Consider the following 23,143-nt stretch of genomic DNA (forward strand, 5'->3'; position numbering starts at 1 on the left):
GTAAGAGATGGCAGAGCCCAAGAACGAAGATTTTCTGGACGATATAGCAGCCGCCGAGGCCGAAGAGCTGGCGGAAGAAATCGCAGAGTTCAGCGACGAAGCGCTGGAGCTGGACGAACTGCGCGCCGAGCGTGACGAGTACAAAGACCGGTTCATGCGCGCGCTGGCCGATGCCGAAAACGCGCGCAAGCGGGGCGACAAGGCGCGTCGCGATGCGGAACAATATGGTGGGTCCAAACTGGCCCGTGACATGCTGCCGGTTTACGACAACATGAAACGCGCGCTTGAGGCCGCGACCGATGAGCAGAAAGAGGTTGCTGCCGGTCTGATCGAAGGTGTTGAGCTGACCATGCGTGCGCTGACGAACGTGTTCCAGAAACACGGGATCGAGGTGATCACCCCCGAGGTTGGTGATCGATTTGATCCGAATGTGCATGAGGCGATGTTCGAAGCTCCGGTGCCGGGAACGCGCGCGGGCGACATCATTCAGGTCTCAGCCGAAGGGTTCATGCTGCATGACCGCCTGCTGCGCCCGGCGCAGGTTGGGGTGTCGTCGACACCTGCGAGCTAAGCGATCACACAGACTTGGAAAGGGGCGGTCAGGATTTGGCCGCCTCTTTCAGTTTGTAGATAAGGTCCAGCGCCTCGCGCGGGGTCAACTCGTCCGGCAGGATGTCGTCCAGCATATCTGTGACGGGCGATGCTTTGGGCGCGGGCGGCGGAGGTGGCGGCGCGGCTGAGAACAGAGGCAGGTCGTCGATCAACGCCTTTTGCTTGCCGCCTTCGCGTTCGGTTTTTTCCAGCTGGTCCAGAACAACGCGGGCACGGTCGACCACGGATGCGGGCAGCCCGGCCAGCTGCGCGACCTGTACCCCGTAGGATCGGTCGGCGGCGCCTTTGTGAACCTCGTGCAGGAAGATCACCTCGCCTTCCCATTCCTTTACGGCGACGGTGGCATTGTCGACGCCTTCGAGCTTCCCGGCCAGCGCGGTCAGTTCGTGGTAATGGGTGGCAAACAGCGCGCGGCATTGGTTGGCGGCGTGCAGATGTTCCAGCGTGGCCCAGGCGATGGAGAGGCCGTCATAGGTGGCCGTTCCGCGCCCGATTTCGTCCAGAATAACCAGCGCGCGGTCGTCGGCCTGGTTCAGGATGGCGGCGGTTTCGACCATCTCGACCATGAAGGTTGAACGCCCACGGGCCAGATCGTCTGAGGCTCCGACCCGGCTGAATAGCTGGCTGACCACGCCGACATGGGCCTTTTCGGCCGGGACATAGCTGCCCATTTGCGCCAGTAGGGCGATCAGGGCGTTCTGGCGCAGGAAGGTCGATTTACCGGCCATGTTGGGGCCCGTCAGCAGCCAGATCGCGGCCCCCTGATCGGCGCTCAGATCGCAGTCATTGGCGATGAAAGCATCACCTGATTGCTGGCGCAGCGCGTGTTCGACGACCGGATGACGACCACCTTGCACGTTGAACGCGCGCGAGCTGTCGACCTGTGGACGGCACCAGTTTTCACCCCGCGCCAGATCGGCCAGCGCGGTGGTCAGGTCCAGCTCGGCCAGCCCGCGGGCCGCTTGGTTGAGGCGGGCGGCAATGGCCAGAATATCGCCAGAAAGCCTTTGGTAGAGCCGTTTTTCGATCTCAAGCGCCAGATTTCCGGCGTTCAGGATGCGGGTTTCGATCTCGGACAGTTCCACCGTGGTGAACCGCACCTGATTGGCGGTGGTCTGACGGTGGATATAGGTCTCAGAGAACGGCGGGTTCAGCATTTTCTCGGCGTGCGTAGCCGTGGTTTCGATGAAATAGCCCAGCACGTTGTTGTGCTTGATTTTCAGCGAGGTGATGCCGGTGTGCTCTGCGTATTTCTGCTGGAACCCGGCGATGACGGACCGGCCTTCGTCGCGCAGAGTGCGGGCCTCGTCCAGTTCGGGGTCGAAACCGGGAGCGATGAAACCGCCGTCGCGGGCCAGAAGGGGCGGCTCTGCGACCAAAGCCTCGTCTAGAAGGTTCAGCAGATCGTCGAACCCCACGAGGTTCTGCAACGCGGTCGAGAGCAGAACGGGCAGATCCTGCGACTCGCAGATTTCGGCAATCGCGGCGGCCTGGGTCAGGACGTTGCGGATGGCAGCCAGATCGCGCGGCCCGCCACGGTCCAGCGACAGGCGCGACAGGGCGCGGTCCAGATCGGGGGATTTGCGCAGTGCCTCGCGCAGGTCCGAGGCGATCAGGTTATCCTCAGCAGCGAAACTTACCGCATCAAGCCGGGCATGGATTATGTCCAGATTACGAGACGGACTGGACATGCGCTGTTCCAGCAGACGTGCGCCGCCCGGCGTCACGGTGCGGTCAACCACCGACAGCAGTGATCCGGCGCGGCCGCCTGACAAAGACCGGGTCAGTTCCAGATTGCGGCGCGTGGCGGCGTCGATCTGGACCACGCGGTCCTCGGATTCCTTCAGCGGCGTTTGCAGCAGGGGCAGTTTGCCCTTTTGCGTGATCTCCAGATAGTCGATCAACGCGCCCATGGCCGACACTTCGGCTCGGCCAAAGGACCCGAACGCATCCAAAGCGCCCACGTGAAACAACCCGCAGATGCGTTTTTCCGCCGCCGTGCTGTCGAAACTGGCGCGTCCGATGGGCGTGAGCGAAATGCCCAGATCTCGCACCGTCTCGTTCAGCGCCTGTTCCATCCCGTCGCCCACGATTAACTCGGACGGGGCCAGCCGCGCCAGTTCGGGGCTGAGCCGCACAGATGTCAAAGGCATCACGTGAAACGCGCCGGTCGAGATATCGGCCCAGGCCAACGCGGCCTCATCCCGAACCTCTGCATAGGCGGCCAGAAAGTTGTGACGGCGGGCTTCCAGCAGGGCGTCCTCGGTCAGTGTGCCCGGGGTGACCAGACGCACAACATCGCGCCGAACCACCGATTTAGAGCCTCTTTTCTTAGCTTCAGCCGGGCTTTCCATCTGCTCGCACACGGCCACGCGAAAGCCTTTGCGGATCAGCGTCAGCAGATAGCCCTCGGCGGCATGAACCGGCACGCCGCACATAGGGATGTCCTCACCATTATGCTTGCCGCGTTTGGTCAGGGCGATGTCCAGTGCCTCGGCGGCATTGACGGCGTCCTGAAAGAACATCTCGTAGAAATCGCCCATGCGGTAGAACAGCAGGGCGTCTGAATGGGCCTCTTTGATCTCAAGATATTGCGCCATCATCGGCGTGACTGTGGACAAAAGCGGCCCCCTTTTGGCGTCTTCCGGGCGCGACCTTACAAATCCCCTAACCGTGACGAAAGGTGAAAACGTATTGTCGTTGAGGCGCAGCCCCGCCTGCGTTATGACGCATAAGCCCCGAAGTCATGGAAACGACCGATAAGATGCCTAAAACGAAGATTACAAAAGAAGAGGCGCTGGCCTTTCACCTGGACCCCACCCCCGGCAAGTGGGAGGTGCAAGCCACCGTTCCCATGACCACGCAGCGCGATCTGTCGCTGGCCTACAGCCCCGGCGTCGCTGTTCCATGTGAAGCCATCGCCGAAGCGCCCGAGACGGCCTATGACTATACAAACAAGGGCAATCTGGTGGCTGTGATCTCGAACGGGACGGCGGTTCTGGGTCTTGGCAATCTGGGCGCTCTGGGGTCGAAACCGGTGATGGAGGGCAAATCCGTCCTGTTCAAACGGTTCGCCGATGTGAACTCGATCGATATTGAGCTGGACACCGAAGACCCGGATGAATTCTGTCGCGCTGTGCGCCTGATGGGGCCTACTTTCGGCGGCATCAACCTTGAGGACATCAAGGCGCCCGAGTGTTTCATCATCGAACAGCGCCTGAAGGAAGAGATGGACATCCCCGTCTTCCACGACGATCAACACGGCACGGCAGTGATCTGCGCGGCGGGCCTGCTGAATGCTCTGCATATTTCAGGCAAGAAGATCGAAGACGTTAAGATCGTGCTGAACGGTGCGGGCGCGGCAGGCATCGCTTGTATCGAACTGCTCAAATCCATGGGTGCGCGGCACGAAAACTGCATCGTCTGCGACACCAAGGGCGTGATCTATCAGGGCCGGACCGAGGGAATGAACCAGTGGAAATCGGCCCACGCGATCACCACTGACCTGCGCACGCTGGACGAGGCGATGAACGGTGCCGACGTGTTCCTGGGCGTGTCGGTCAAAGGGGCGGTTACTCAGGATATGGTCGCCAGCATGGCCGATAATCCGGTCATTTTTGCCATGGCGAACCCTGACCCTGAGATCACGCCGGAAGAGGCGCATGAGGTCCGCGTGGATGCCATCGTCGCCACGGGCCGCAGCGATTATCCCAACCAGGTGAACAACGTTCTGGGCTTTCCCTACCTGTTTCGCGGCGCGCTGGATATCCACGCCCGCGCCATCAATGATGAGATGAAGATTGCCTGTGCCCACGCGCTGGCCAATCTTGCGCGCGAGGATGTGCCGGATGAGGTTGCGATGGCTTATGGCAAGTCGCTGACCTTCGGGCGTGACTATATTATCCCTACGCCGTTCGATCCGCGCCTGATCCATCGCATTCCGCCCGCCGTTGCCAAGGCCGGCATGGATACCGGGGCCGCGCGGCGTCCGATCATCGACATGGACGCCTATGAGCTCAGCCTGAAATCCCGCATGGATCCGACGGCCAGCATTCTGCGCGGTCTGAACGCACGGGCGCGTCAGGCGCAAAGCCGGATGATTTTTGCCGAGGGCGATGACCCCCGCGTGTTGCGCGCTGCGGTGACTTATCAGCGCTCGGGCTTTGGCAAGGCGCTGGTTGTGGGTCGCCAGGATGACGTCAAGCAAAAGCTGGAAGAGGCTGGGTTGGGCGATGCTGTGCGCGAGCTTGAGGTGGTGAATGCCGCCAATACCATGCACCTCGATACCTATACCGATTTTCTGTATAAACGCCTGCAGCGTAAAGGTTTCGACAACAAAGATGTCTACCGTCTGGCGGCGCGTGACCGCCACGTGTTTTCCTCGCTGATGCTGGCCCACGGCCATGCTGATGGTCTGGTGACTGGCGCCACGCGTAAGTCAGCGCATGTACTGGACCGCATCAACCATGTGTTCGATGCTGACGCCGCGCATGGCGCGGCGGGGGTAACAGCGCTTTTGTATAAAGGGCGGATCGTGCTGATCGGCGATACTTTGGTGCATGAGTGGCCGGATGAGAATGATCTGGCCAATATCGCCGAACGCTCGGCTGCTGTTGCACGCCATATGGGGCTTGAACCACGCGTGGCCTTTGTCAGCTTCTCGACCTTCGGGTATCCGGTGTCGGAACGTGCTGAAAAGATGCATCGCGCCCCGGCCGTTCTTGACCAGCGCGGCGTGGATTTCGAGTATGAGGGCGAGATGACCGTCGATGTGGCGTTGAACGTGGATCAGCAAGCGGCTTATCCGTTCCAGCGTCTGACGGGTCCGGCCAATATCCTGATTGTGCCTGCGCGGCACTCGGCTTCGATCTCGACCAAGCTGATGCAAGAGATGGGCGGCGCGACCGTGATTGGCCCGATCCTGTCGGGTGTCGACAAGCCGATCCAGATCTGCTCAACCGTCTCGACCGCGAATGACATCCTGAACATGGCCATTCTGGCCTCGTGCGATATTTCGGGTAAACCATGACGATCTGGAACCTCGGTTCGATCAATGCGGATATGATCTATGACGTGCCGCATCTGCCCGGGCCGGGGGAAACGCTCTCGGCCAGCCGTCTGGACCGGTTTCTGGGAGGCAAGGGGGCGAATACGTCTGTGGCCTCGGCCCGGGCTGGTGCACGGATTGCGCATATCGGCGCCGTTGGTTTTGATGGGCGCTGGGCGCGGGATCGACTGACCGAGTATGGTGTTGATACGCGCTATATCGCTCAGGTCGATGTGCCAACGGGCCACGCAATCATTGCTGTCGATGCGCAGGGTGAGAACAATATCATCCTGTTTCAGGGCTCGAACCATGCGATTTCACAGGATCAACTGGGGCAAGCGCTGTCATCCGCGTCGCAAGGCGATCTGTTGGTGATGCAGAACGAAACCAATCTGCAGGTTGAGGCGGCGAAGATGGGCCGTGAAATGGGTCTGACGGTCTGTTATGCTGCTGCTCCGTTTCAGGCAGAGTCCGTTCAGGCCGTGCTGCCATATCTGGATTTCCTGATCCTCAACGCGGTCGAGGCCGAGCAGTTGCACGAGGCCACCGGTCAACCTGTTACGGACCTCCAGATTGAGCATGTGATTGTCACACTGGGGGCCGAAGGCGCGCGGTATTATCATCGCGGAGAAGCCTTGGACTTCCCGGCCCATAAGGTGCAGGCCGTGGATACGACCGGAGCAGGCGACACCTTTACCGGCTATGTTCTGGCGTGGATGGATCGCGGAATGCCGATGGCGCAGGCGATTTCACAAGCAAATCGTGCCGCGGCCCTGATGGTCACGCGGCACGGTACGGCAGATGTGATCCCCGACCTCAAAGAAGTCAGGGAAGCGCGGTTCGATTAAGACCCGGCAAAAGGTGCGTCGCCACCCCAAAGCTGTTTTACGCGGGCGTCTCGGCCACAGGCGTTGCGATAAGCCTTTTAGGCATTCTTCTGGCGCTTGGGTCCGAAGCGGGTGAAGACCAGCTTGTCGCCTTTGTAGTAATCCTGATGGTATTCCTCCGCCGGATAGAATGCGCTTTCTTGCAGGATGGGGGTTACAACAGTCTGTCCCAAAGCGCGCTGGGCGTCGGCCTTTGCAGCCTCAGCCACGGCCTTTTCGCCGGCGCCGGAGACGAAAATCGCAGTGCGATAGCTGTTTCCACGATCACAGAACTGACCGCCAGCATCCGTGGGGTCGACCGATCGGAAGAACATGTTCAGCAGGGTTTCACGGGAAACGCGAGCCGGGTCGAACGTAATCTGGACGGCCTCGTAGTGGCCGGTGCCGCCCTTGGACACCTGATCATATGTTGGGTTGGCAGCTTTGCCGCCGGTAAAGCCCGAAACCGCTTCGATCACACCGGGGACGGATTCGAAATCGGATTCGACGCACCAGAAACACCCTCCGGCAACGGTCAGGGTCTCGGTTCCTGCTGCGGGCGCGGGGGCGGCACGCAGCAAGGCCGCGATCGTAATCAAAGCAAAAAGAAGCGTCGGTTTGACGTAGTCGAGATAAGCGATGCGTGTCATGGCAGGTCTCCTTCTGATAGAAACTTGCCTTCTCTTTTTGATCCGTGCAATCGCCTGACATCGTTTGTCACGCGCTGGTGAGACGAGTTTATCCCAACAATTGCCCCAGCTTCATCGCGACGCCCATGTTTCCCGAAATCTTGAGCTTACCCAGAGCAACACCCGTCATCGGGTTCAATTTGCCCGTGAGCAGTTTGGTCAGGTTGCTTTGCGAGATTTTGATGGTGCAGTCCGTATCCTGATCCTGTGTCGTGGCCTGATTGTCGGCCAGAACAATCACGCCATCGGAACCGCAATCGAATTTGAGAGAGCCCTCAAAGCTCTTGCCTGCGAGGTTCTTTTGAATTCCGTCCGCGATCTCTTGCAACATGATATCCTCTTTCCCTGTTCGCGAGACCGTAAAGAGCCAATGGGTTTATCCGCAAGCTTGACCAAAGGACAACTTACGTAACGGTGAAGAAGGCTCTGACCCTAGGCACAACAGCTAGTGGCGGTGGTTCAACTCTCTGAGGTTTTCCTGCCGTTCCTGGAACCCCGGATGGGTGCTGAACCAATCGGTACCGTGATCTCCGAACTCGGTCTCGAGAATATCGAAAAACTCGGACAACCCATTTGGGTCAAAGCCTGACCGGGCGGCCAGATCGACTCCGTATCGGTCAGCAGACAATTCATGCTGGCGCGAGTAGGACAGGGACAGGATCAGATTACCCTCTAGCAGAACCTCTTCAAGGATGGGGCCAGTATCCCCGGCCATCATTCCGATCAGGACAAATGTCCCAAGCGACCGATACAGCTGGGTCAAACCGTGCTGTTCAGCGACATGCCCGATTTCATGACCCAGCACACCTGCCATCGCGTCCACCGAGATCAGCTTTACCAGCTCATCGGTGACGACGATGGTTCCGTTGGGCAAGGCAAACGCGTTTGGGCCAATTCCAGGCAGGCGCCTGAATTGCAGATTGTAGGCAAAGTCTTGCGCCTCGGGTCCCATGTTGGTCAGAAGACGGTCGAAATTGTTCTGAACCTGTTCCTGTTGATCCGGACTCAGGGCGCTGGGTTTCGCCAGCACTTTGTCTATTGCTTGCAAGGTGCTGGCATCGATGGCCGATACAAGCGGCGGTGGCGTCATCCAGACGGCCAGTGCGACCAGCACGGTCAGGCCATATTTCCATATACCCCAAGCGGCAAACAGACAGGCGATCGAGACCAGAATAAGCCGAGGGTGAAAGCGTTCGGTATGGTGCAGCCAGGATCCACTGCTATCGGAAATCAAGTGTTCCAGCGCGGCATGCCTGGTGGTCAGAAACAGCGTGCCATCTGGAAAATTCACCCTGCGTTCGGTCGACCCGACGCGGGGCTCGATATCCAGCTCATTCGGGGCGCAGCGTGTTTGTATCTGCCCGTCTCCGTCGATCAACCAGACGGTATTGGATCCAACAGCCAGACGCGCACGGATTTCGCGTGAGCTGAGTGGTGGATAGGCGCGCCCTTCAACGGGCGCGCTGATATTATCGGGCAGATCTTGCAACGGTCAGACCGCGATACCGATGTCAAAGCCTTCGATGTCACCATAGGCATCGCCAATGGCACTGACATTGGCCGTGACACCTCCGACGAATTCGTCCAGCGAACCCGAGGGGATAAAGGTGGTGTGATCGGCCAGATACCGCGCCCGGCGAACATGCGCCCATGGCAACATCAGACCAAGGGTCACAGAAATGACGATCGCATTTGAAACAGAAATCCACAGCAAGCGCAGCGCGTTCACATCCGAATGGAACCTGTGACCGTCGCCCAGAATGGCGTAGTTGTAAACCGTATTGCGCACCATGGCGCGATAGATGATCGATGCCGGAACAAAGATCGCGAAAAGAAGCAACAAGATCAGGAAAACGTCGATCGCGGCGGCGACGTCCTCGGGGTTTTCGTTGATCGAGGCCAGAGCTTCTACGAAATTCATGTTTACACCAACCACTGCAATCGCAACGACGATGGTTCCCAAACCCCAAGCCATCGCCGCCAGTGCGGCCTTGTAAAACGGCCCGATCGGGCTGTCGAAGGTCATTGCAGTTGCACCAAATTTGTGACCGTTCACGTGAAACCTCTGGACGGATCGCGTGACAAATGGCCATGTCGTATAAAGCGTCAGTGCGGCGATGATCGGGTACAGGAAGTAATTGGCCGCCGCCGATCCCCATGTGCCTTGAAAGTCGAACCGAACGTTCGACCAGCTAGAGACACGTGCCTGAAACCGCAGTGAGCGGACCAGCAGATATGGGATCACGAAGATCAGCCCTATTATCATCACAAGGTTCACAATCGGGATTGCGCCGAGAACGGAGTAAATCACGATACCCGCAACGACGATAATCCGTCCGAACAGAATCTGAAGTCCGGTTGCGTGATAGTCAAAGCTGCGTCCTGCCACATAGGTGTTTTGATAAAAGTATTTCTTGGTCCGAACCTTTGCCCACGCGCTGTAAATTCCGAACGTGATAAGCGACAATAGCAAGTTGACGATCCAGATCCCGAAATACTCGCTGGCCGAGCCTCGGAACTCGAATTCGTTTGGGGTGCCTTGTGGGTGATTTGCCTGCATTTCAGCCTCAAAAGAATGGATAGAAAAAAGGGCCGATCCCACAAGGGAACCGACCCGCTTTGTCTGAACATTCAAAAAGGCGATTGTACGGCAGAGTTGCGACCGCGAATCCCTATTCAACCTTTTGGTGCAGCGTTGCCGCTATTTCAGGCGCTTGTCGCGTGCGGCCAGCAGTTTCAATCGCAGCGCGTTCAGCTGGATAAAGCCCGCCGCGTCTGTCTGATCATAGGCACCGGCATCTTCCTCAAACGTCACATGCGCTTCGGAATACAGCGAGTGATCCGACCAGCGGCCAACGGTCGAGGCCAGACCCTTGTACAGTTTCACGCGGACGGTGCCAGTGACATGTTCTTGCGATTTGTCGATGGCCGCTTGCAGCATCTCACGCTCGGGCGAGTACCAGAAGCCATTATAGATCAGCTCGGCATATTGCGGCATCAGCTGGTCCTTCAGGTGCATCGCGCCGCGGTCCATGGTGATGGATTCGATACCGCGATGCGCCTCCAGCAGGATGGTGCCGCCGGGAGTTTCATAGATACCGCGCGATTTCATACCGACAAAGCGGCCTTCGACCAGGTCCAGACGGCCAATGCCGTGCTTGCCGCCATATTCGTTCAGCTTGGTCAGGATGGTTGCGGGGCTCATCACCTCGCCATTGATGCTGACCGCATCGCCTTTTTCAAAGCCAATTTCGATGAATTCGGGCTGATCAGGCGCATCCTCGGGGTGGACGGTGCGCTGGTACACATAGTCCGGCGCCATGTCGGCGGGGTCTTCCAGAACCTTGCCCTCGGACGAGGTGTGCAGCAGGTTCGCATCGACCGAGAACGGAGCCTCGCCGCGTTTGTCCTTGGCGATCGGAATCTGATGCGCTTCGGCCCATTCGATCAGACGGGTACGGCTGGTCAGATCCCATTCGCGCCAGGGCGCAATGACCTTGATATCGGGGTTCAGCGCATAGGCGGCCAGTTCGAACCGCACCTGATCGTTGCCTTTGCCGGTCGCGCCATGCGCCACGGCATCGGCCCCGGTCGCTGCCGCAATCTCAACCAGGCGCTTCGAGATCAGAGGCCGCGCAATCGACGTGCCCAGTAGATACAGCCCTTCGTATTGCGCATTGGCGCGGAACATGGGGAAGACGAAGTCGCGAACGAACTCTTCACGGATGTCTTCGATATAGATGTTCTCGGGCTTGATCCCCAGCAGCTCGGCCTTTTGGCGGGCGGGTTCCAGTTCCTCACCCTGACCCAGATCGGCGGTGAAGGTCACGACCTCACAGCCATACTCGGTCTGCAACCATTTCAGAATGATCGAGGTATCAAGGCCACCGGAATAGGCCAGAACAACTTTCTTGGGCGCGGACATCTGACTTCCCTTTATGCGTAGAACGACTGGCCCCTAGCGGGTTTTGAAAGCGGGGGCAAGTTATCTGCGTTGACGGGCTGCCTGATTTCGGGTGAAACATTCGCATATAAAACACGAAATGGTTGAAAGGGCAGTTTTCGGATGTTGGGTTGGAAGATTTTTGTGCACTCGGTGCGGATGGTTTTTGGAAATTTTAAGCAAGCGCTTCAGATAACGCGGGGTCCGTCATTGATTGCAACGGCGCTGACGATTGCCCTGTTTTTTCTAATCGACATCCCGTGGGACCAGTTGGACGCCAGTACCGGGGCGTTTCCTTCGACCGCAGCCAATGGTTCGTTTGCGATTTTGGTGGTCTGTGTTGCAATCATCTTTGTGCTGACGATGTTCTGGATCGCCGTGTCCTGGCACCGTTTTATCCTGCTGACCGAATATCCCAGCGGGATATTCCCGGCATTCCGGTTCGATAGAATCCTCGCCTACCTTGGGCGCATTCTTTTGCTTGGACTTCTGATGGGGGTCGCGTTTCTGCCGATGAGTGTCCTTCTGTTGGCAACCGGCGGTGGCGCGTTTTCAGCCGCTGTAATGGTCGTATATGCCATCTTTCTGATAGTCGCTTTCTACCGCCTGTCTGTTATCCTGCCAGCCGCAGCGCTTGGTGAGCCGTTAAGCCTTTCGAACGCATGGGGCAGTACCTCAAGTGCAGGCGGAGCGATTATTGTGCTGTTGGTCGTGAACGCCCTGTTCCAATTTTTGGTACAGATGGTCTTTTCGCTGCTGGCCATTATTCCGATCTTGGGGATTCTGCTAACGCTGCTATTCTCAATGCTGGTATTGCCGCTGATTAACGTCAGTATTCTTACAACCATGTATGGTGTCTTCATCGAAAAACGCGAACTCGATTGACGCCCGTACACATATGTATTCCTTGCTCTTTTAGTCAGGATCGGCCACTGAACGGGTCATGAGTGATTTCATGACCCGCGCCCGCGCCGCCGAACAGGCGATGCGCTCTGTTTTTCCGGCAACGCCGCTACAGCGCAATGCCCATCTGTCTGACCGATATGGCGCGGATATCTGGCTGAAACGCGAAGACCTCAGCCCGGTACGCTCATATAAAATTCGCGGCGCGTTCAATGCCATGCGCAAACAGCAGGGACAAGACCTGTTCGTCTGCGCCAGCGCGGGCAATCACGCACAGGGCGTGGCGTTCATGTGTAAACATCTGGACGTGCGCGGGGTGATCTTCATGCCAGTGACGACGCCGCAGCAAAAAATCCAGAAAACCCGCATCTTCGGTGGCGACAATGTCGAAATCCACCTGACCGGCGACTATTTCGACGACACTCTGGCCGCTGCGCAGGCCTGGTGCGCCGATCAGGGTGGGCATTTCCTGTCGCCGTTCGACGATGAGGACGTGATTGAGGGGCAGGCCTCACTGGCCGTTGAGATCGAGGAGCAGTTGGGCCATCTGCCTGATCACGTGATCCTGCCGGTTGGCGGGGGCGGTATGTCCTCGGGCGTGGCAACGTGGTTCGGGGATCGCACTCATTGCCTGTTTGTTGAACCTAAAGGCGGGGCCTGCCTGCACGCGGCGATGGCGGCGGGGCATCCGGTGGCACTGGACCATGTGGACAATTTCGTCGATGGGGCGGCGGTGGGCAAGATCGGCGCGAAACCCTTTGCGCTGCTCAAGGATCGTCACCTGTCCGACGTGCATGTCCTGTCCGAGGACCGCATCTGCACCACCATGATCGAGATGTTGAATGTCGAGGGCATCGTGCTGGAACCCGCCGGTGCGCTGGCGATCGAGGCGCTGGGCGATATCCAAAGTTTTATCCGCGGCAAGACTGTGGTCTGTGTGACATCCGGTGGGAATTTCGATTTCGAACGCCTGCCCGAGGTTAAGGAACGGGCGCAGCGCTATTCGGGTGTGAAAAAGTATTTCATCCTGCGCTTGCCGCAACGCCCCGGAGCTTTGAAAGAATTTCTGAGTATCCTCGGCCCCGAGGATGACATCGCCCGGTTTGAATACATGAAAAAATCGGCGCGCAATTTCGGTTCGGTCCTGATCGGGATCGAAACCCGCAAGCCCGAGAATTTCGCCCGCTTGTTTGCGCATCTGGACGAAGCCGGATTCACCTATACCGACATCACCGAAGACGAAACGCTTGCACAGTTCGTGATCTGACGGCGCATTTGTCGATCGACTTGTTTGCACTTGGAAATTCGCCTAGGCACGAGCGAGCGAACAAGACTGGAAAGTGCACAGATGAAGCCGCTTGCAGCAGTGACCATGGTATGGCGCGACTATTGGTATCTTGAGAAATGGGTCGCCTACTACTCGGCCCAGCTTGGGCCCGAGAACGTCTATATTCTGTCGCACGGAGCTGATCCTGAAATCGATCGGATCGGCGAGGGCTGCAATGTGATTGCGATTTTGCGCGATGGTTTGCACCAAACGTTTGAATATGCCCGCTGGCGAATGCTGTCGGATTTTTCAGCTATGCTGACTCAGTTCTACAGCCGAGTGATTGTTTCGGATTGTGATGAAGTGCTGCTAACCGCCGATGGATCGGGCTTGCTAGACTATGAATTCGCATTTGGTGAAAACACCGCTGGCGCTGTCGGATTCAATTTGGTCACTTTGCAGGACGATGATGAAGATTTGTTGTTCAAGGGCGAAAAGTTCAGCCTTTTCGAGGTTCCATATTCGAAACCGTGTATCGTCCAGCGCCGGGCCGCTTTTGGAACGGGCGGGCATGGTGTGACAAACGACACGTTCCGTCTGCTGCCGGGTCTGCTCAACCTGCACTTTCACTATGGAAATCTACAAGAGTTGCATCGACGCCAAGAGGAAAGATCGCCGCTTGTGGACCAATCCATGGCGGATGGCGTCAAGATCGCCAGCACACCAGGGCAATCGGTCGGTATCGTGGGCTGGCGTCGGCGCTCACGCCGTTTCCGTCGTCTGGTAAAAGAGCTTGCACGCACACAGGAATTGCCGATGGAAGAATGTGTCGAACTGAGCCGACTGGAGGCAACCCGAACGCTAAAGACAATGGCCGACGGATATTTCACCCACGACCGGGCGCTTGAGGTAACTTTGCGGAAATTCCGTTTTCCCGAGGACTTTCCGATCAAACTGTAAGGCTACGAGATCTTCCCCAGATCGGACTTGAATTCCGCAGCTGATGCCTCAAACACCTGAACGATACTATCGAGGTCTACAGACTTGCTGTTCCCCTGTGCGGAATGCCTTTCACCGTCTTGGCACAGCTTTGCCAATGATTGGAATCCCAGGCTGAGTGCGCTGCCTTTCAGAAAATGCAGGTTTTGGTCAAAACTTACCCGATGGGTGTCGGTGCGAAGGCGGCCAATTACCTCTTGTACTTCATCAAGAAAAATATTCACCACTTCGTCAAACTCGCTTGCGCCGACCTCATCCCTAAGCTGTTTGACTCTGGCCCAGTCGATCATGCCGCAAGCTCCGCAATAACTGTTGTCTGATTGCTTAGCCCGCCCAAGGTAAAGGTTGGGTTAAGCGGGTTCAGTATTGCCTTTCACCGGTTGTTAAACCGCTGCGCTATAGGTTGAGCAGAATTAGGTAGGCGCCCCATCGCAGAGGACTCACGTGGCAGAGGTCAGTCGCAAAGACATCAGGTCAGAGCTGGATTTTGGAGCGATCCAAAAGGTGCTTGTCGTTGATGACAGCCGCCTGCAACGACGCATTCTTGTGGCGTCTCTGAAGAAATGGGGGTTCGAAGTTTTCGAGGCCGACAATGGTGAAGCGGCCATCGAGATCTGCGCAAACACACCGCCTGATCTGGTGCTCAGCGACTGGGTCATGCCGGGGATGAGTGGGTTGGAATTTTGTCGGGCCTTCCGCGCGTTGGACTGCGACCAGTATAGCTATTTCATTCTGCTGACATCAAAAAGCGAAAAGCAGGAAGTGGCGCGCGGTCTGGATGCGGGGGCCGACGACTTCCTGATCAAACCGCTTGAGGCGGATGAACTGCGCGCGCGCATTTCGGCGGGCGCCCGCATTCTGGATATGCAGCGTGAATTGTCCGAGAAAAACCGTATGATCGAAACCGCGCTGGAAGAGTTGCGCGTGGCGCATGACGCCATCGACAAGGATCTGATGCAGGCGCGCAAGATTCAGGAATCTCTGGTGCCGGAACTGATTAGGGAATTCGGCAAGTCGCGGGTCAGTTTGTTATTGAAACCTTGCGGGCATATCGGCGGCGACCTGGTCGGTATGTTTTCGCCCGGCGTGAACCGGCTGGGATTTTACAGCATTGATGTCTCGGGCCACGGTATAACCTCGGCCATCATGACGGCGCGGTTGGGGGGGTATCTGTCCAGCAACCACTTTGATCAGAACGTGGCGATGGAAAAGCGATTTGACAAATTCTATGCGTTGCTGCCGCCGGAACAGGTGGCAGAGATGTTGAATTCTCGACTAATGGCGGATGCGGGTGTCGAAGAATATTTCACGATGGTTTACGCGATTGTCGATTTGCGCAACGGGCATCTTAAGATGGTTCAGGCCGGTCATCCTCATCCGCTAATGCTGCGGGCCGACGGAACCACCGAATTTCTGGGCGAAGGCGGTTTGCCAATCGGCCTGCTGCCGGATGTCAAATTCCAGCGTACTGAGACCTATATGCAGCCGGGCGACAAACTGCTGCTGTATTCTGATGGCTTCACCGAATGCAGTATTGCTGATGGTGGCTTGCTTGAAGAAGAGGGGTTACGAGACCTGGCGCTAAACTGCGTGCCCGAGCGATGTAGGACAGAGTTTCTGGATGATATGTTCTGGCGGCTGACACAGAAGATGGTGCCCAACACCGGAATGGACGACGATGTGTCCGCAGTTTTTTTTGAATACAGCGGAACCTAAAGGCCCTGTAAATGTAGCTTGGCGAAGTGGCGGTCGCCCGCATTGCCCAACATCTGCGCAGCGTCCGCGCAGTCCATCCATAGCGCCTCGTGAAACGGCTCGGTCGGGGGGCCGATGCGGCGCACAGGTCGGGCGCGGTAGATCAGGCAGATTTTCTCGGCCCACAGGTCGTATTCGGGCATGAAGGTAAAGCGCCGAAACGCGCCCATGCGACGCGGCGCGGCGATCAGCCAACCGGTTTCTTCGTACACTTCGCGATGCAGGGCGGTGATCGGTGATTCGCCCGGATCAATACCGCCTCCGGGCAGTTGCAGATCGGGGCCGGGCTGCAACTGGCAGGTCAGCAACAGGCTGCCGCCGCGCGGTAACAGAGCATAAACTCCGACACGTCTGATGTATTTCTGCCCCGATTGCGGGGTTTCACCGAACCGTCTGATCATGTATGGCCCCTTACAACCCGAAAACTTCGACCTATATGCTGGCGGTATGCCAATCTGTGGCGTGTAAGGAAACCCCATGTCTCTTGGAACCAAAATCGCGTGGGACGACACCGTCCTGCCCTTTCAACTTGATCTGTCGGATATGCGCGGCCGCGTCGCGCGGCTGGACGGGGTGCTGGACGGCATCCTGAAACAGCATGATTACCCCGAAAAGGTCGAGGCTCTGGTGGCCGAGATGGCCCTGCTGACCGCGCTGATCGGCCAGACCGTTGCTCTGCGCTGGAAACTGTCGCTTCAGGTGCAGTCCAAGGGCGCGGTGCGCATGATCGCCACCGACTACTATGCCCCCACGCAAGAGGGCGAGCCGGCCCGCATCCGTGCCTATGCCAGTTTCGACCGAGATAAGCTGACCGACGCCGCCCCCTTTGATCAAGTGGGTGAGGGGTATTTTGCCATCCTCATCGACCAGGGTGAGGGCACGCAGCCGTATCAGGGCATCACCCCGCTGGCGGGTGGTTCGCTTAGTGCTTGTGCCGAGGCGTATTTCGCACAATCTGAACAGTTGCCGACGAGGTTCTCGCTCAGCTTTGGCAAATCGACTGAGCCGGGCGTCGGTGAACACTGGCGCGCGGGCGGGATCATGTTGCAGCATATGCCCAAAGCCTCGCCCTTTGCCGCATCGGGTGAAGGCAGCGGTGAGATTCTGACGGCCAATGATCTGGTCGACGGGGATGAAGGTGAAAACTGGGGCCGCGTGAACATCCTGCTGGATACGGTCGAGGATCTTGAGCTGATCGGCCCCTCGATCGCGCCCACCGACCTGCTGATCCGCCTGTTTCACGAGGAACAGCCGCGTGTCTATGACGCGCAGCCGGTGCAATTCGGTTGCACCTGTTCCGAGGATCGTGTGCGTCAAAGCCTGTCGATCTACTCGGCGCGCGACATTGAAAAGATGACGACGCCCGAGGGCGACGTGACCGCAGATTGCCAGTTCTGCGGTGCGCATTACGTGCTGGATCCGGCCTCTGTCGGTTTTGATGCGGATGAGGCCTGATCCCACCGAACAGCTGCGGGCGGCGCTGCGCCGCCCCGGCCCGGGGTCCAGCGATTTCGACCTAAACCCCGACACGGTGCTGCCCGAGGGGCGCAAACTGCGTCCTGCCGGTGTGCTAGTGCCGATCTCAATCGCAAGCGATGAGCCTTGCCTGATCCTGACGAAACGGTCCTCGGCGCTGAAACATCATCCGGGCCAGATCGCCTTTCCCGGCGGCAAACAAGACGAAGGCGACGCGGATGTGACCGCCGCCGCCTTGCGCGAGGCGCAGGAGGAAATCGGCCTGCCCAGCGACGTGCCGCAGGTTTTGGGCCATCTGCCGCCGCACGAAACCGTCACCGCGTTCGCTGTGACGCCGGTTGTGGCAATCCTGCGAGACCCGTTCCCGATCACCCCCGAGCCGGGCGAGGTTGACGAGGTATTCTCGGTTCCTCTGACACATGTGCTTGATCCGGCGAATTATGTTGTTGAATCGCGCCGCTGGGGTGGCCACAAACGGTATTATTATGCAGTGCCGTTCGGTCCTTATTATATCTGGGGCGCGACGGCCCGGATGTTGCGGGGATTGGCCGCGCGGATGAACGAATGATACAAATCTCGGACGGTTGGGTCGCGGACCCAGCAACCCAAAAATTGTGCGCAGCCCTGACGGATGCCGGGGCACAGGCGCTTTTTGTAGGTGGTTGCGTGCGCAATGCGCTGTTGAAGGCTCCGGTTTCGGATATCGACATCGCAACGGATGCGCGCCCCGAACGGGTGATGGAACTGACGCAGGCCGCGGGCCTCAAGGCCATTCCCACCGGGATCGAACATGGCACTGTCACCGTGGTCAGCCACGGCGTCCCACATGAGATCACCACCTTTCGCCGTGATGTAGAGACGGACGGCCGCCGCGCCGTTGTGGCCTTTGCCGACACAATCGAAGAAGACGCCGCGCGGCGTGACTTCACCATGAACGCGCTATACGCCCGACCCGATGGCTCTGTATTGGACCCGCTTAACGGTTTGCCGGACCTGCAGGCGCGGCGGGTGCGCTTCATCGGCACCGCCGAAAACCGCATTCGCGAGGACTACCTGCGCTCGCTGCGCTTTTTCCGGTTTCATGCGTGGTACGGCGATATGGATGCGGGTTTCGACGCGGATGCACTGGCCGCGATTGCTGCCAATCTGGACGGATTGACCGGTCTGTCCCGCGAACGGGTCGGGGCCGAGATGTTGAAGCTGCTTGGCGCGACTGATCCTGCGCCCTCGGTCGCAGCGATGCGGCAGGCAGGAGTGTTGGCGCAGGTGCTGCCGGGGGCCGAGGATCGCGCGCTTGCCCCGTTGGTTGCGTTGGAAGAACAGGCCGGGGCCACGCCTGACCCGATCCGCCGCCTGGCTTCCATAGCAACGCCCGAGATCGCCAAAACCCTGCGCCTAAGCAAGGCGCAGCTGCAACGCCTGACCCGGATGCGTGATGAGGCGATGGCCACCACCAGCATTGCCGAGCTGGGCTTTCGCTATGGCGAAGAGGGCGGGATGCACGAAACCCTGCTGCGTTGCGCCTTGCTGGAACAGCCTTGGTCCGAGGCGATGCGCCAAGATCTGCGCGCCGGGGCGGCCGCCGATTTCCCCGTTCAGGCTACTGATCTGATCCCTGAATTTACCGGTCCCGCGCTGGGTAAGAAGCTGGCCGAGCTTGAGGCCCGCTGGATCGCATCCGGCTTTGCCCTGACCCGAAGTGATCTGCTGGGCGGGTAGGCGAGGTCTCAAAAAGGGATGACAAGCCGAAAGCTTTGTGCTTACGTGCGGCTGTCACATGATTGGAGGGATGCGAATGTATTACGGGATCTGGTTCGGCTAAAGCCGGAACACTTTGACCCGTAGGGGTGGTGTTCTGGCGCCATCTGTCCTCGCATGACCTGTTATCTGCTCAATCTGGAGCATCCTCCATGTTTCGCTATTTCGAAAACCTTGTTGACCCTTTTGTCGCCTATCAGGAAACCAACACACCACCCACGCGGCTGTGGCCGTTCATGTTGGAATACACGCGACCGTTTTATCGGCTGTTCTTTTGGGCTGCGCTGATCTCTATTATAGTAGCCGGTGTCGAAGTCGGGCTGATCTACTATATGGGCCGCGTTGTTGACCTGCTGTCCGGGTCTCCGGCCGAGGTTTGGCAGGCCCACGGCACCGAGTTGATCCTGATGGCCGTCTTCGTGTTGCTGCTGCGTCCGCTGCTGCACGTGGTGGACGTACTTTTGCTAAACAATGCGATTTTGCCCAATATAGGCACTATTTTTCGTTGGCGCGCGCATAAGCATGTGCTGCGTCAGTCCGTGGGCTGGTTCGAGAATGATTTCGCGGGCCGGATCGCCAACCGCATAATGCAGACCCCCCCTGCGGCGGGTGAGGCGGTGTTTCAGGTCTTTGACGCAATCTCGTTCTCGCTGGCCTATCTGGTGGGTGCTGCGATCCTGTTGATGGCAGCTGATCCGCGTTTGCTTTTGCCGTTGCTGATTTGGTTTGCATTGTACGGTTTGCTGGTACGCTGGACAGTGGCGCGTGTTGGCCCTGCGTCGCAGGCGGCCTCTGATGCGCGCTCGGCTGTCACAGGGCGAGTTGTGGACAGCTATACCAATATCCATTCGGTCAAGATGTTTGCCCATGACGCGCAGGAACTCGACTATGCCCGCGAAGCCATCGAGGAAACCCGCCGTACCTTCCAGATCGAGATGCGGATTTTCACCATCATGGATGCGGTTTTGGTCACGTTGAACGGGCTGCTGATCGTGGGCGTTGTCGGTTGGGCGATTGCGCTGTGGATGCAGGGCAGTGCCTCGGTTGGGGTGGTAGCGGCGGCCACCGCTTTGACCCTGCGGTTGAATGCGATGACCGGCTGGATCATGTGGGCGCTGACCAGTTTCTTTCGCCAGCTTGGCGTTGTGGCCGAGGGGATGGAGACCATTGCTCAACCCATCGATCTGCTGGATGCGCCGGGTGCCGAACCCTTGCAGCTGGGCAACGGCCAGATCGACATTCGCGATCTGTCGCACCACTACGGGCGCAAAACCGGGGGGCTGGACCACATCAACCTGACGATCCAGCCGGGCGAAAAGATCGGCCTCATCGGGCGATCCGGCGCTGGAAAATCGACCCTAGTAAAACTACTTTTGCGGTTTTACGACGTCGAACAAGGGGCGATCCTGATCGACGCTCAAAACATCGCGCAGGTCACTCAGGACAGTTTGCGCAGCCATATCGGCATGGTGCAACAGGACAGCGCGTTACTGCATCGCTCGGTCCGGGACAATATCCTTTATGGCCGTCCCGACGCGACCGAAGAACAGATGATCGCCGCCGCCAAACAGGCCGAAGCGCATGAGTTCATCCTGGATCTGCAAGACCCTCAGGGGCGCACCGGCTATGACGCGCATGTGGGTGAACGCGGTGTAAAACTGTCGGGTGGGCAGCGGCAGCGGGTGACGCTGGCTCGGGTCATTCTGAAAAACGCGCCGATTTTGCTGTTGGATGAGGCGACCTCTGCCCTAGATTCCGAGGTCGAAGCCTCAATCCAGGAAACGCTTTACGGCATGATGCAAGGAAAAACCGTGATCGCCATCGCCCACCGTCTGAGCACCATTGCTCAGATGGACCGCATTCTGGTCATGGATGGCGGCAGGATCGTCGAACAGGGTGGTCATGCTGAACTGCTGGCCAATGGCGGGCTGTACGCGCAGTTCTGGGCGCGGCAATCTGGTGGCTTTCTGAACCCCGAGGCTGCGGAATGAAGCTTGCCGACCTGATCAACCCGTTCAAAAACACCGAAACGCCCCCGCCGCAAACGCTGGGGGCGTTCATTCGCTGGTGCCTGTCGGGCGCCTGGCCGATGATCTTTGTAGCCGCGGCCTTCTCAGCCACCGCCGGCGCGATGGAAGCGGGCACGGCGTGGATGCTGGGTCTTGTGATCGACCTGACTGCGGAAACCGGGCCCGAGGGCATTCTGAGCGGCCCCGCGCTGTGGACGATCTTAGGGGTGGCGGCGTTTTTCATGCTGCTGCGTCCGGTGTTTTTCGGGCTGTCGGCCTTTTCGAACAACTACATCGTCATGCCCAACATTCCGCCGCTGGTTCTGGCCAAGCTGAACCGCTGGACTCTGGGTCAGTCTGTGACCTATTTCGACGACGATTTCGCAGGCCGGATCGCGCAGAAGCAGATGCAGACCTCGAACGCGTTGGCCTCTGTCGTGTCGGAAACGATTAGTGCGATTGTGTTTGCACTGGCCTCGCTTGTGGGCTCTTTGCTTTTGCTAGGGTCTATTCATCCGCTGGTGATCCTTCCTTTTGCCGCTTGGCTGGTGGTCTATTTCCTGCTGATCCGCTGGTATCTGCCGCGCATCCGCGTGCGGTCGGCGGCACGGGCCGGGGCGCGGGCGATGGTGTCGGGGCAGGTGGTCGACACGATAACCAATATCAAAACTGTGAAGCTCTTCGCCCATTCCGCTTTCGAGGATCAGGCCGCACGAAACGCGATGGTCGATCTGCGGGAAAAGATGCTGGCCTTCGGCAAGCTGTCGGCCAGTTTCCGGCTGATCCTTATGGTACTGGCCGGGGTTCTGCCGGTTCTGCTCTTGGGCGTCACGCTGATGCTGTGGCGCAATGGGATCGCGACAGCAGGGGATATTGTGGCGGCGGGTGCGGTCTCGATCCGCATTTCGCAGATGACCGGCTGGGTCAGTTTCACGCTGATGGGCCTTTATGCCAATGTGGGTGAGGTCGAGAACGGCATGAACACTCTGGCCAAGCGCGACCGGGTCGAGGATGCGCCAGACGCGACCGTCCTTCGCGTGCCCGAGGGCTGGATCGCCTTTGACCATGTCAGCTTTGCCTATGGCCGCGATGTGGGCGGTGTGTCCGATGTGAATATGACCGTTCACGCGGGCGAGAAACTGGGCATTGTCGGCGCATCCGGCGCGGGTAAATCAACCTTGGTTTCGCTGCTACTCAGGCTCTATGATGGGGAAAAAGGCGCGATTTCGATTGATGGGCAGGATATCAGCCAGGTCACTCAGGACAGCCTGCGCAGTCAAATCGGCATGGTCACGCAGGAAACTGCGATGTTCAACCGATCCGCGCGCGAGAATATTCTGTACGGCCGCCCGGACGCGTCCGAGGAGGATATGATCGCAGCCGCTCAAAAAGCCGAAGCGCATGAGTTCATCCTGTCGCTACAGGACGCCCATGGCCGCACAGGATATGACGCGCATCTGGGTGAGCGGGGGGTGAAATTGTCGGGCGGGCAACGGCAGAGGATCGCTCTGGCCCGCGCCATTCTGAAGGACGCGCCGATTCTGGTGTTGGATGAGGCGACGTCGGCATTGGATTCCGAGGTTGAGGCGTCGATTCAAACCGCGTTGCACCGGGTGATGCAGGGCAAGACCGTGCTGGCAATCGCGCACCGCCTGTCAACGCTCAGCGAGATGGACCGGATCGTGGTTCTGGATCAGGGCCGGATCGTGGAAACCGGCACCCATGAGGCCCTGTTAGAGCAAGGCGGCCTGTATGCCCGGTTCTGGCATCGCCAGTCCGGTGGGTTCATTCAGGCAGAGGCGGCAGAATAAGGGCCCAA

General features: G+C 58.6%; 19 protein-coding genes and 1 pseudogene. 12 read left to right on the top strand and 8 right to left on the bottom strand.

The annotated features are described in order from the left end of the window. Positions 1-7: 7 nt before the first annotated feature. Positions 8-571: a nucleotide exchange factor GrpE gene (locus tag AC2FF7_RS13955; RefSeq protein WP_170355624.1), complete on the top strand. Its 564-nt coding sequence runs from the start codon at positions 8-10 to the stop codon at positions 569-571. A gap of 28 nt (positions 572-599) precedes the next feature. Here the strand turns inward: AC2FF7_RS13955 and mutS are convergent, their stop codons facing one another. Further along, a complete protein-coding gene (mutS, locus tag AC2FF7_RS13960; protein ID WP_496905842.1) occupies positions 600-3,215 on the bottom strand; it encodes a DNA mismatch repair protein MutS in 2,616 nt (871 codons plus the stop codon). A gap of 161 nt (positions 3,216-3,376) precedes the next feature. Here mutS and AC2FF7_RS13965 point away from each other — a divergent pair, with 161 nt between their 5' ends. Together AC2FF7_RS13965 and AC2FF7_RS13970 are read left to right on the top strand one after the other, a co-directional pair. Next, entirely contained in the window at positions 3,377-5,641 is a 2,265-nt protein-coding gene (locus tag AC2FF7_RS13965; RefSeq protein WP_480868918.1) for an NADP-dependent malic enzyme, read from the top strand. Then, the gene (locus AC2FF7_RS13970) at positions 5,638-6,507 is read left to right on the top strand and encodes a ribokinase (protein ID WP_496905802.1); all 870 of its coding nucleotides are present in this window, start codon (positions 5,638-5,640) and stop codon (positions 6,505-6,507) included. The genes AC2FF7_RS13965 and AC2FF7_RS13970 overlap by 4 nt, the downstream gene beginning before the upstream one ends. On the opposite strand, the pseudogene msrA reads toward AC2FF7_RS13970, so the two are convergent. The 5 genes and pseudogenes from msrA to AC2FF7_RS13995 all read right to left on the bottom strand — a co-directional run bounded on the left by msrA (position 6,504) and on the right by AC2FF7_RS13995 (position 11,139). Beyond that, positions 6,504-7,175 (bottom strand): annotated as a pseudogene (gene msrA / locus AC2FF7_RS13975) (peptide-methionine (S)-S-oxide reductase MsrA). The gene AC2FF7_RS13970 and the pseudogene msrA overlap by 4 nt on opposite strands. A gap of 88 nt (positions 7,176-7,263) precedes the next feature. Further along, positions 7,264-7,545, bottom strand: a complete 282-nt coding sequence (locus AC2FF7_RS13980; RefSeq protein WP_170355627.1) for an SCP2 sterol-binding domain-containing protein — start codon at positions 7,543-7,545, stop codon at positions 7,264-7,266. A gap of 114 nt (positions 7,546-7,659) precedes the next feature. Further along, positions 7,660-8,703 carry a M48 family metallopeptidase gene (locus AC2FF7_RS13985; protein WP_480868922.1) on the bottom strand — a complete coding sequence of 348 codons (1,044 nt, stop codon included), beginning with the start codon at positions 8,701-8,703 and terminating at the stop codon, positions 7,660-7,662. Positions 8,704-8,706: 3 nt separating this feature from the next. Continuing rightward, positions 8,707-9,774 (bottom strand): YjgN family protein, encoded by a 1,068-nt coding sequence (locus AC2FF7_RS13990; protein ID WP_480868923.1) that lies wholly within the window; start codon positions 9,772-9,774, stop codon positions 8,707-8,709. Between the two features lie 141 nt (positions 9,775-9,915). After that, positions 9,916-11,139: an argininosuccinate synthase gene (locus AC2FF7_RS13995; protein WP_480868924.1), complete on the bottom strand. Its 1,224-nt coding sequence runs from the start codon at positions 11,137-11,139 to the stop codon at positions 9,916-9,918. 228 nt (positions 11,140-11,367) lie between these two features. On the opposite strand from AC2FF7_RS13995, the gene AC2FF7_RS14000 reads away from it, so the two are divergent. The 3 genes from AC2FF7_RS14000 to AC2FF7_RS14010 all read left to right on the top strand — a co-directional run bounded on the left by AC2FF7_RS14000 (position 11,368) and on the right by AC2FF7_RS14010 (position 14,287). After that, positions 11,368-12,042: a hypothetical protein gene (locus AC2FF7_RS14000; RefSeq protein ID WP_496905803.1), complete on the top strand. Its 675-nt coding sequence runs from the start codon at positions 11,368-11,370 to the stop codon at positions 12,040-12,042. A 58-nt stretch (positions 12,043-12,100) separates the two neighbouring features. Continuing rightward, the gene (gene ilvA / locus AC2FF7_RS14005; RefSeq protein ID WP_480868927.1) at positions 12,101-13,327 is read left to right on the top strand and encodes a threonine ammonia-lyase IlvA; all 1,227 of its coding nucleotides are present in this window, start codon (positions 12,101-12,103) and stop codon (positions 13,325-13,327) included. Positions 13,328-13,408: 81 nt separating this feature from the next. Next, positions 13,409-14,287, top strand: a complete 879-nt coding sequence (locus tag AC2FF7_RS14010; protein ID WP_480868929.1) for a hypothetical protein — start codon at positions 13,409-13,411, stop codon at positions 14,285-14,287. 2 nt (positions 14,288-14,289) lie between these two features. On the opposite strand, the gene AC2FF7_RS14015 is transcribed toward AC2FF7_RS14010, so the two are convergent. Next, positions 14,290-14,616 (bottom strand): Hpt domain-containing protein, encoded by a 327-nt coding sequence (locus AC2FF7_RS14015; protein WP_170355634.1) that lies wholly within the window; start codon positions 14,614-14,616, stop codon positions 14,290-14,292. Positions 14,617-14,770: 154 nt separating this feature from the next. On the opposite strand from AC2FF7_RS14015, the gene AC2FF7_RS14020 reads away from it, so the two are divergent. Beyond that, the gene (locus tag AC2FF7_RS14020) at positions 14,771-16,042 is read left to right on the top strand and encodes a PP2C family protein-serine/threonine phosphatase (RefSeq protein ID WP_496905804.1); all 1,272 of its coding nucleotides are present in this window, start codon (positions 14,771-14,773) and stop codon (positions 16,040-16,042) included. On the opposite strand, the gene AC2FF7_RS14025 is transcribed toward AC2FF7_RS14020, so the two are convergent. Beyond that, a complete protein-coding gene (locus AC2FF7_RS14025; RefSeq protein WP_170755495.1) occupies positions 16,039-16,482 on the bottom strand; it encodes an NUDIX hydrolase in 444 nt (147 codons plus the stop codon). The genes AC2FF7_RS14020 and AC2FF7_RS14025 overlap by 4 nt on opposite strands. Positions 16,483-16,558: 76 nt before the next feature. On the opposite strand from AC2FF7_RS14025, the gene hslO reads away from it, so the two are divergent. The 5 genes from hslO to AC2FF7_RS14050 all read left to right on the top strand — a co-directional run bounded on the left by hslO (position 16,559) and on the right by AC2FF7_RS14050 (position 23,135). Beyond that, the gene (hslO, locus tag AC2FF7_RS14030) at positions 16,559-17,536 is read left to right on the top strand and encodes an Hsp33 family molecular chaperone HslO (RefSeq protein WP_170355637.1); all 978 of its coding nucleotides are present in this window, start codon (positions 16,559-16,561) and stop codon (positions 17,534-17,536) included. Next, entirely contained in the window at positions 17,526-18,125 is a 600-nt protein-coding gene (locus AC2FF7_RS14035; RefSeq protein ID WP_480868933.1) for a CoA pyrophosphatase, read from the top strand. The genes hslO and AC2FF7_RS14035 overlap by 11 nt, the downstream gene beginning before the upstream one ends. Next, positions 18,122-19,276, top strand: coding sequence for a CCA tRNA nucleotidyltransferase (locus AC2FF7_RS14040; RefSeq protein ID WP_480868935.1), 1,155 nt, complete (start codon positions 18,122-18,124; stop codon positions 19,274-19,276). Before AC2FF7_RS14035 ends, AC2FF7_RS14040 begins: the two co-directional genes overlap by 4 nt. A 191-nt stretch (positions 19,277-19,467) precedes the next feature. After that, complete coding sequence (locus tag AC2FF7_RS14045) at positions 19,468-21,306, top strand: ABC transporter ATP-binding protein (RefSeq protein WP_480868937.1); 1,839 nt, start codon at positions 19,468-19,470, stop codon at positions 21,304-21,306. Continuing rightward, a complete protein-coding gene (locus tag AC2FF7_RS14050) occupies positions 21,303-23,135 on the top strand; it encodes an ABC transporter ATP-binding protein (protein ID WP_496847687.1) in 1,833 nt (610 codons plus the stop codon). Before AC2FF7_RS14045 ends, AC2FF7_RS14050 begins: the two co-directional genes overlap by 4 nt. Positions 23,136-23,143: the final 8 nt, after the last annotated feature.

Source organism: Ruegeria sp. YTSC325 (assembly GCF_059609525.1).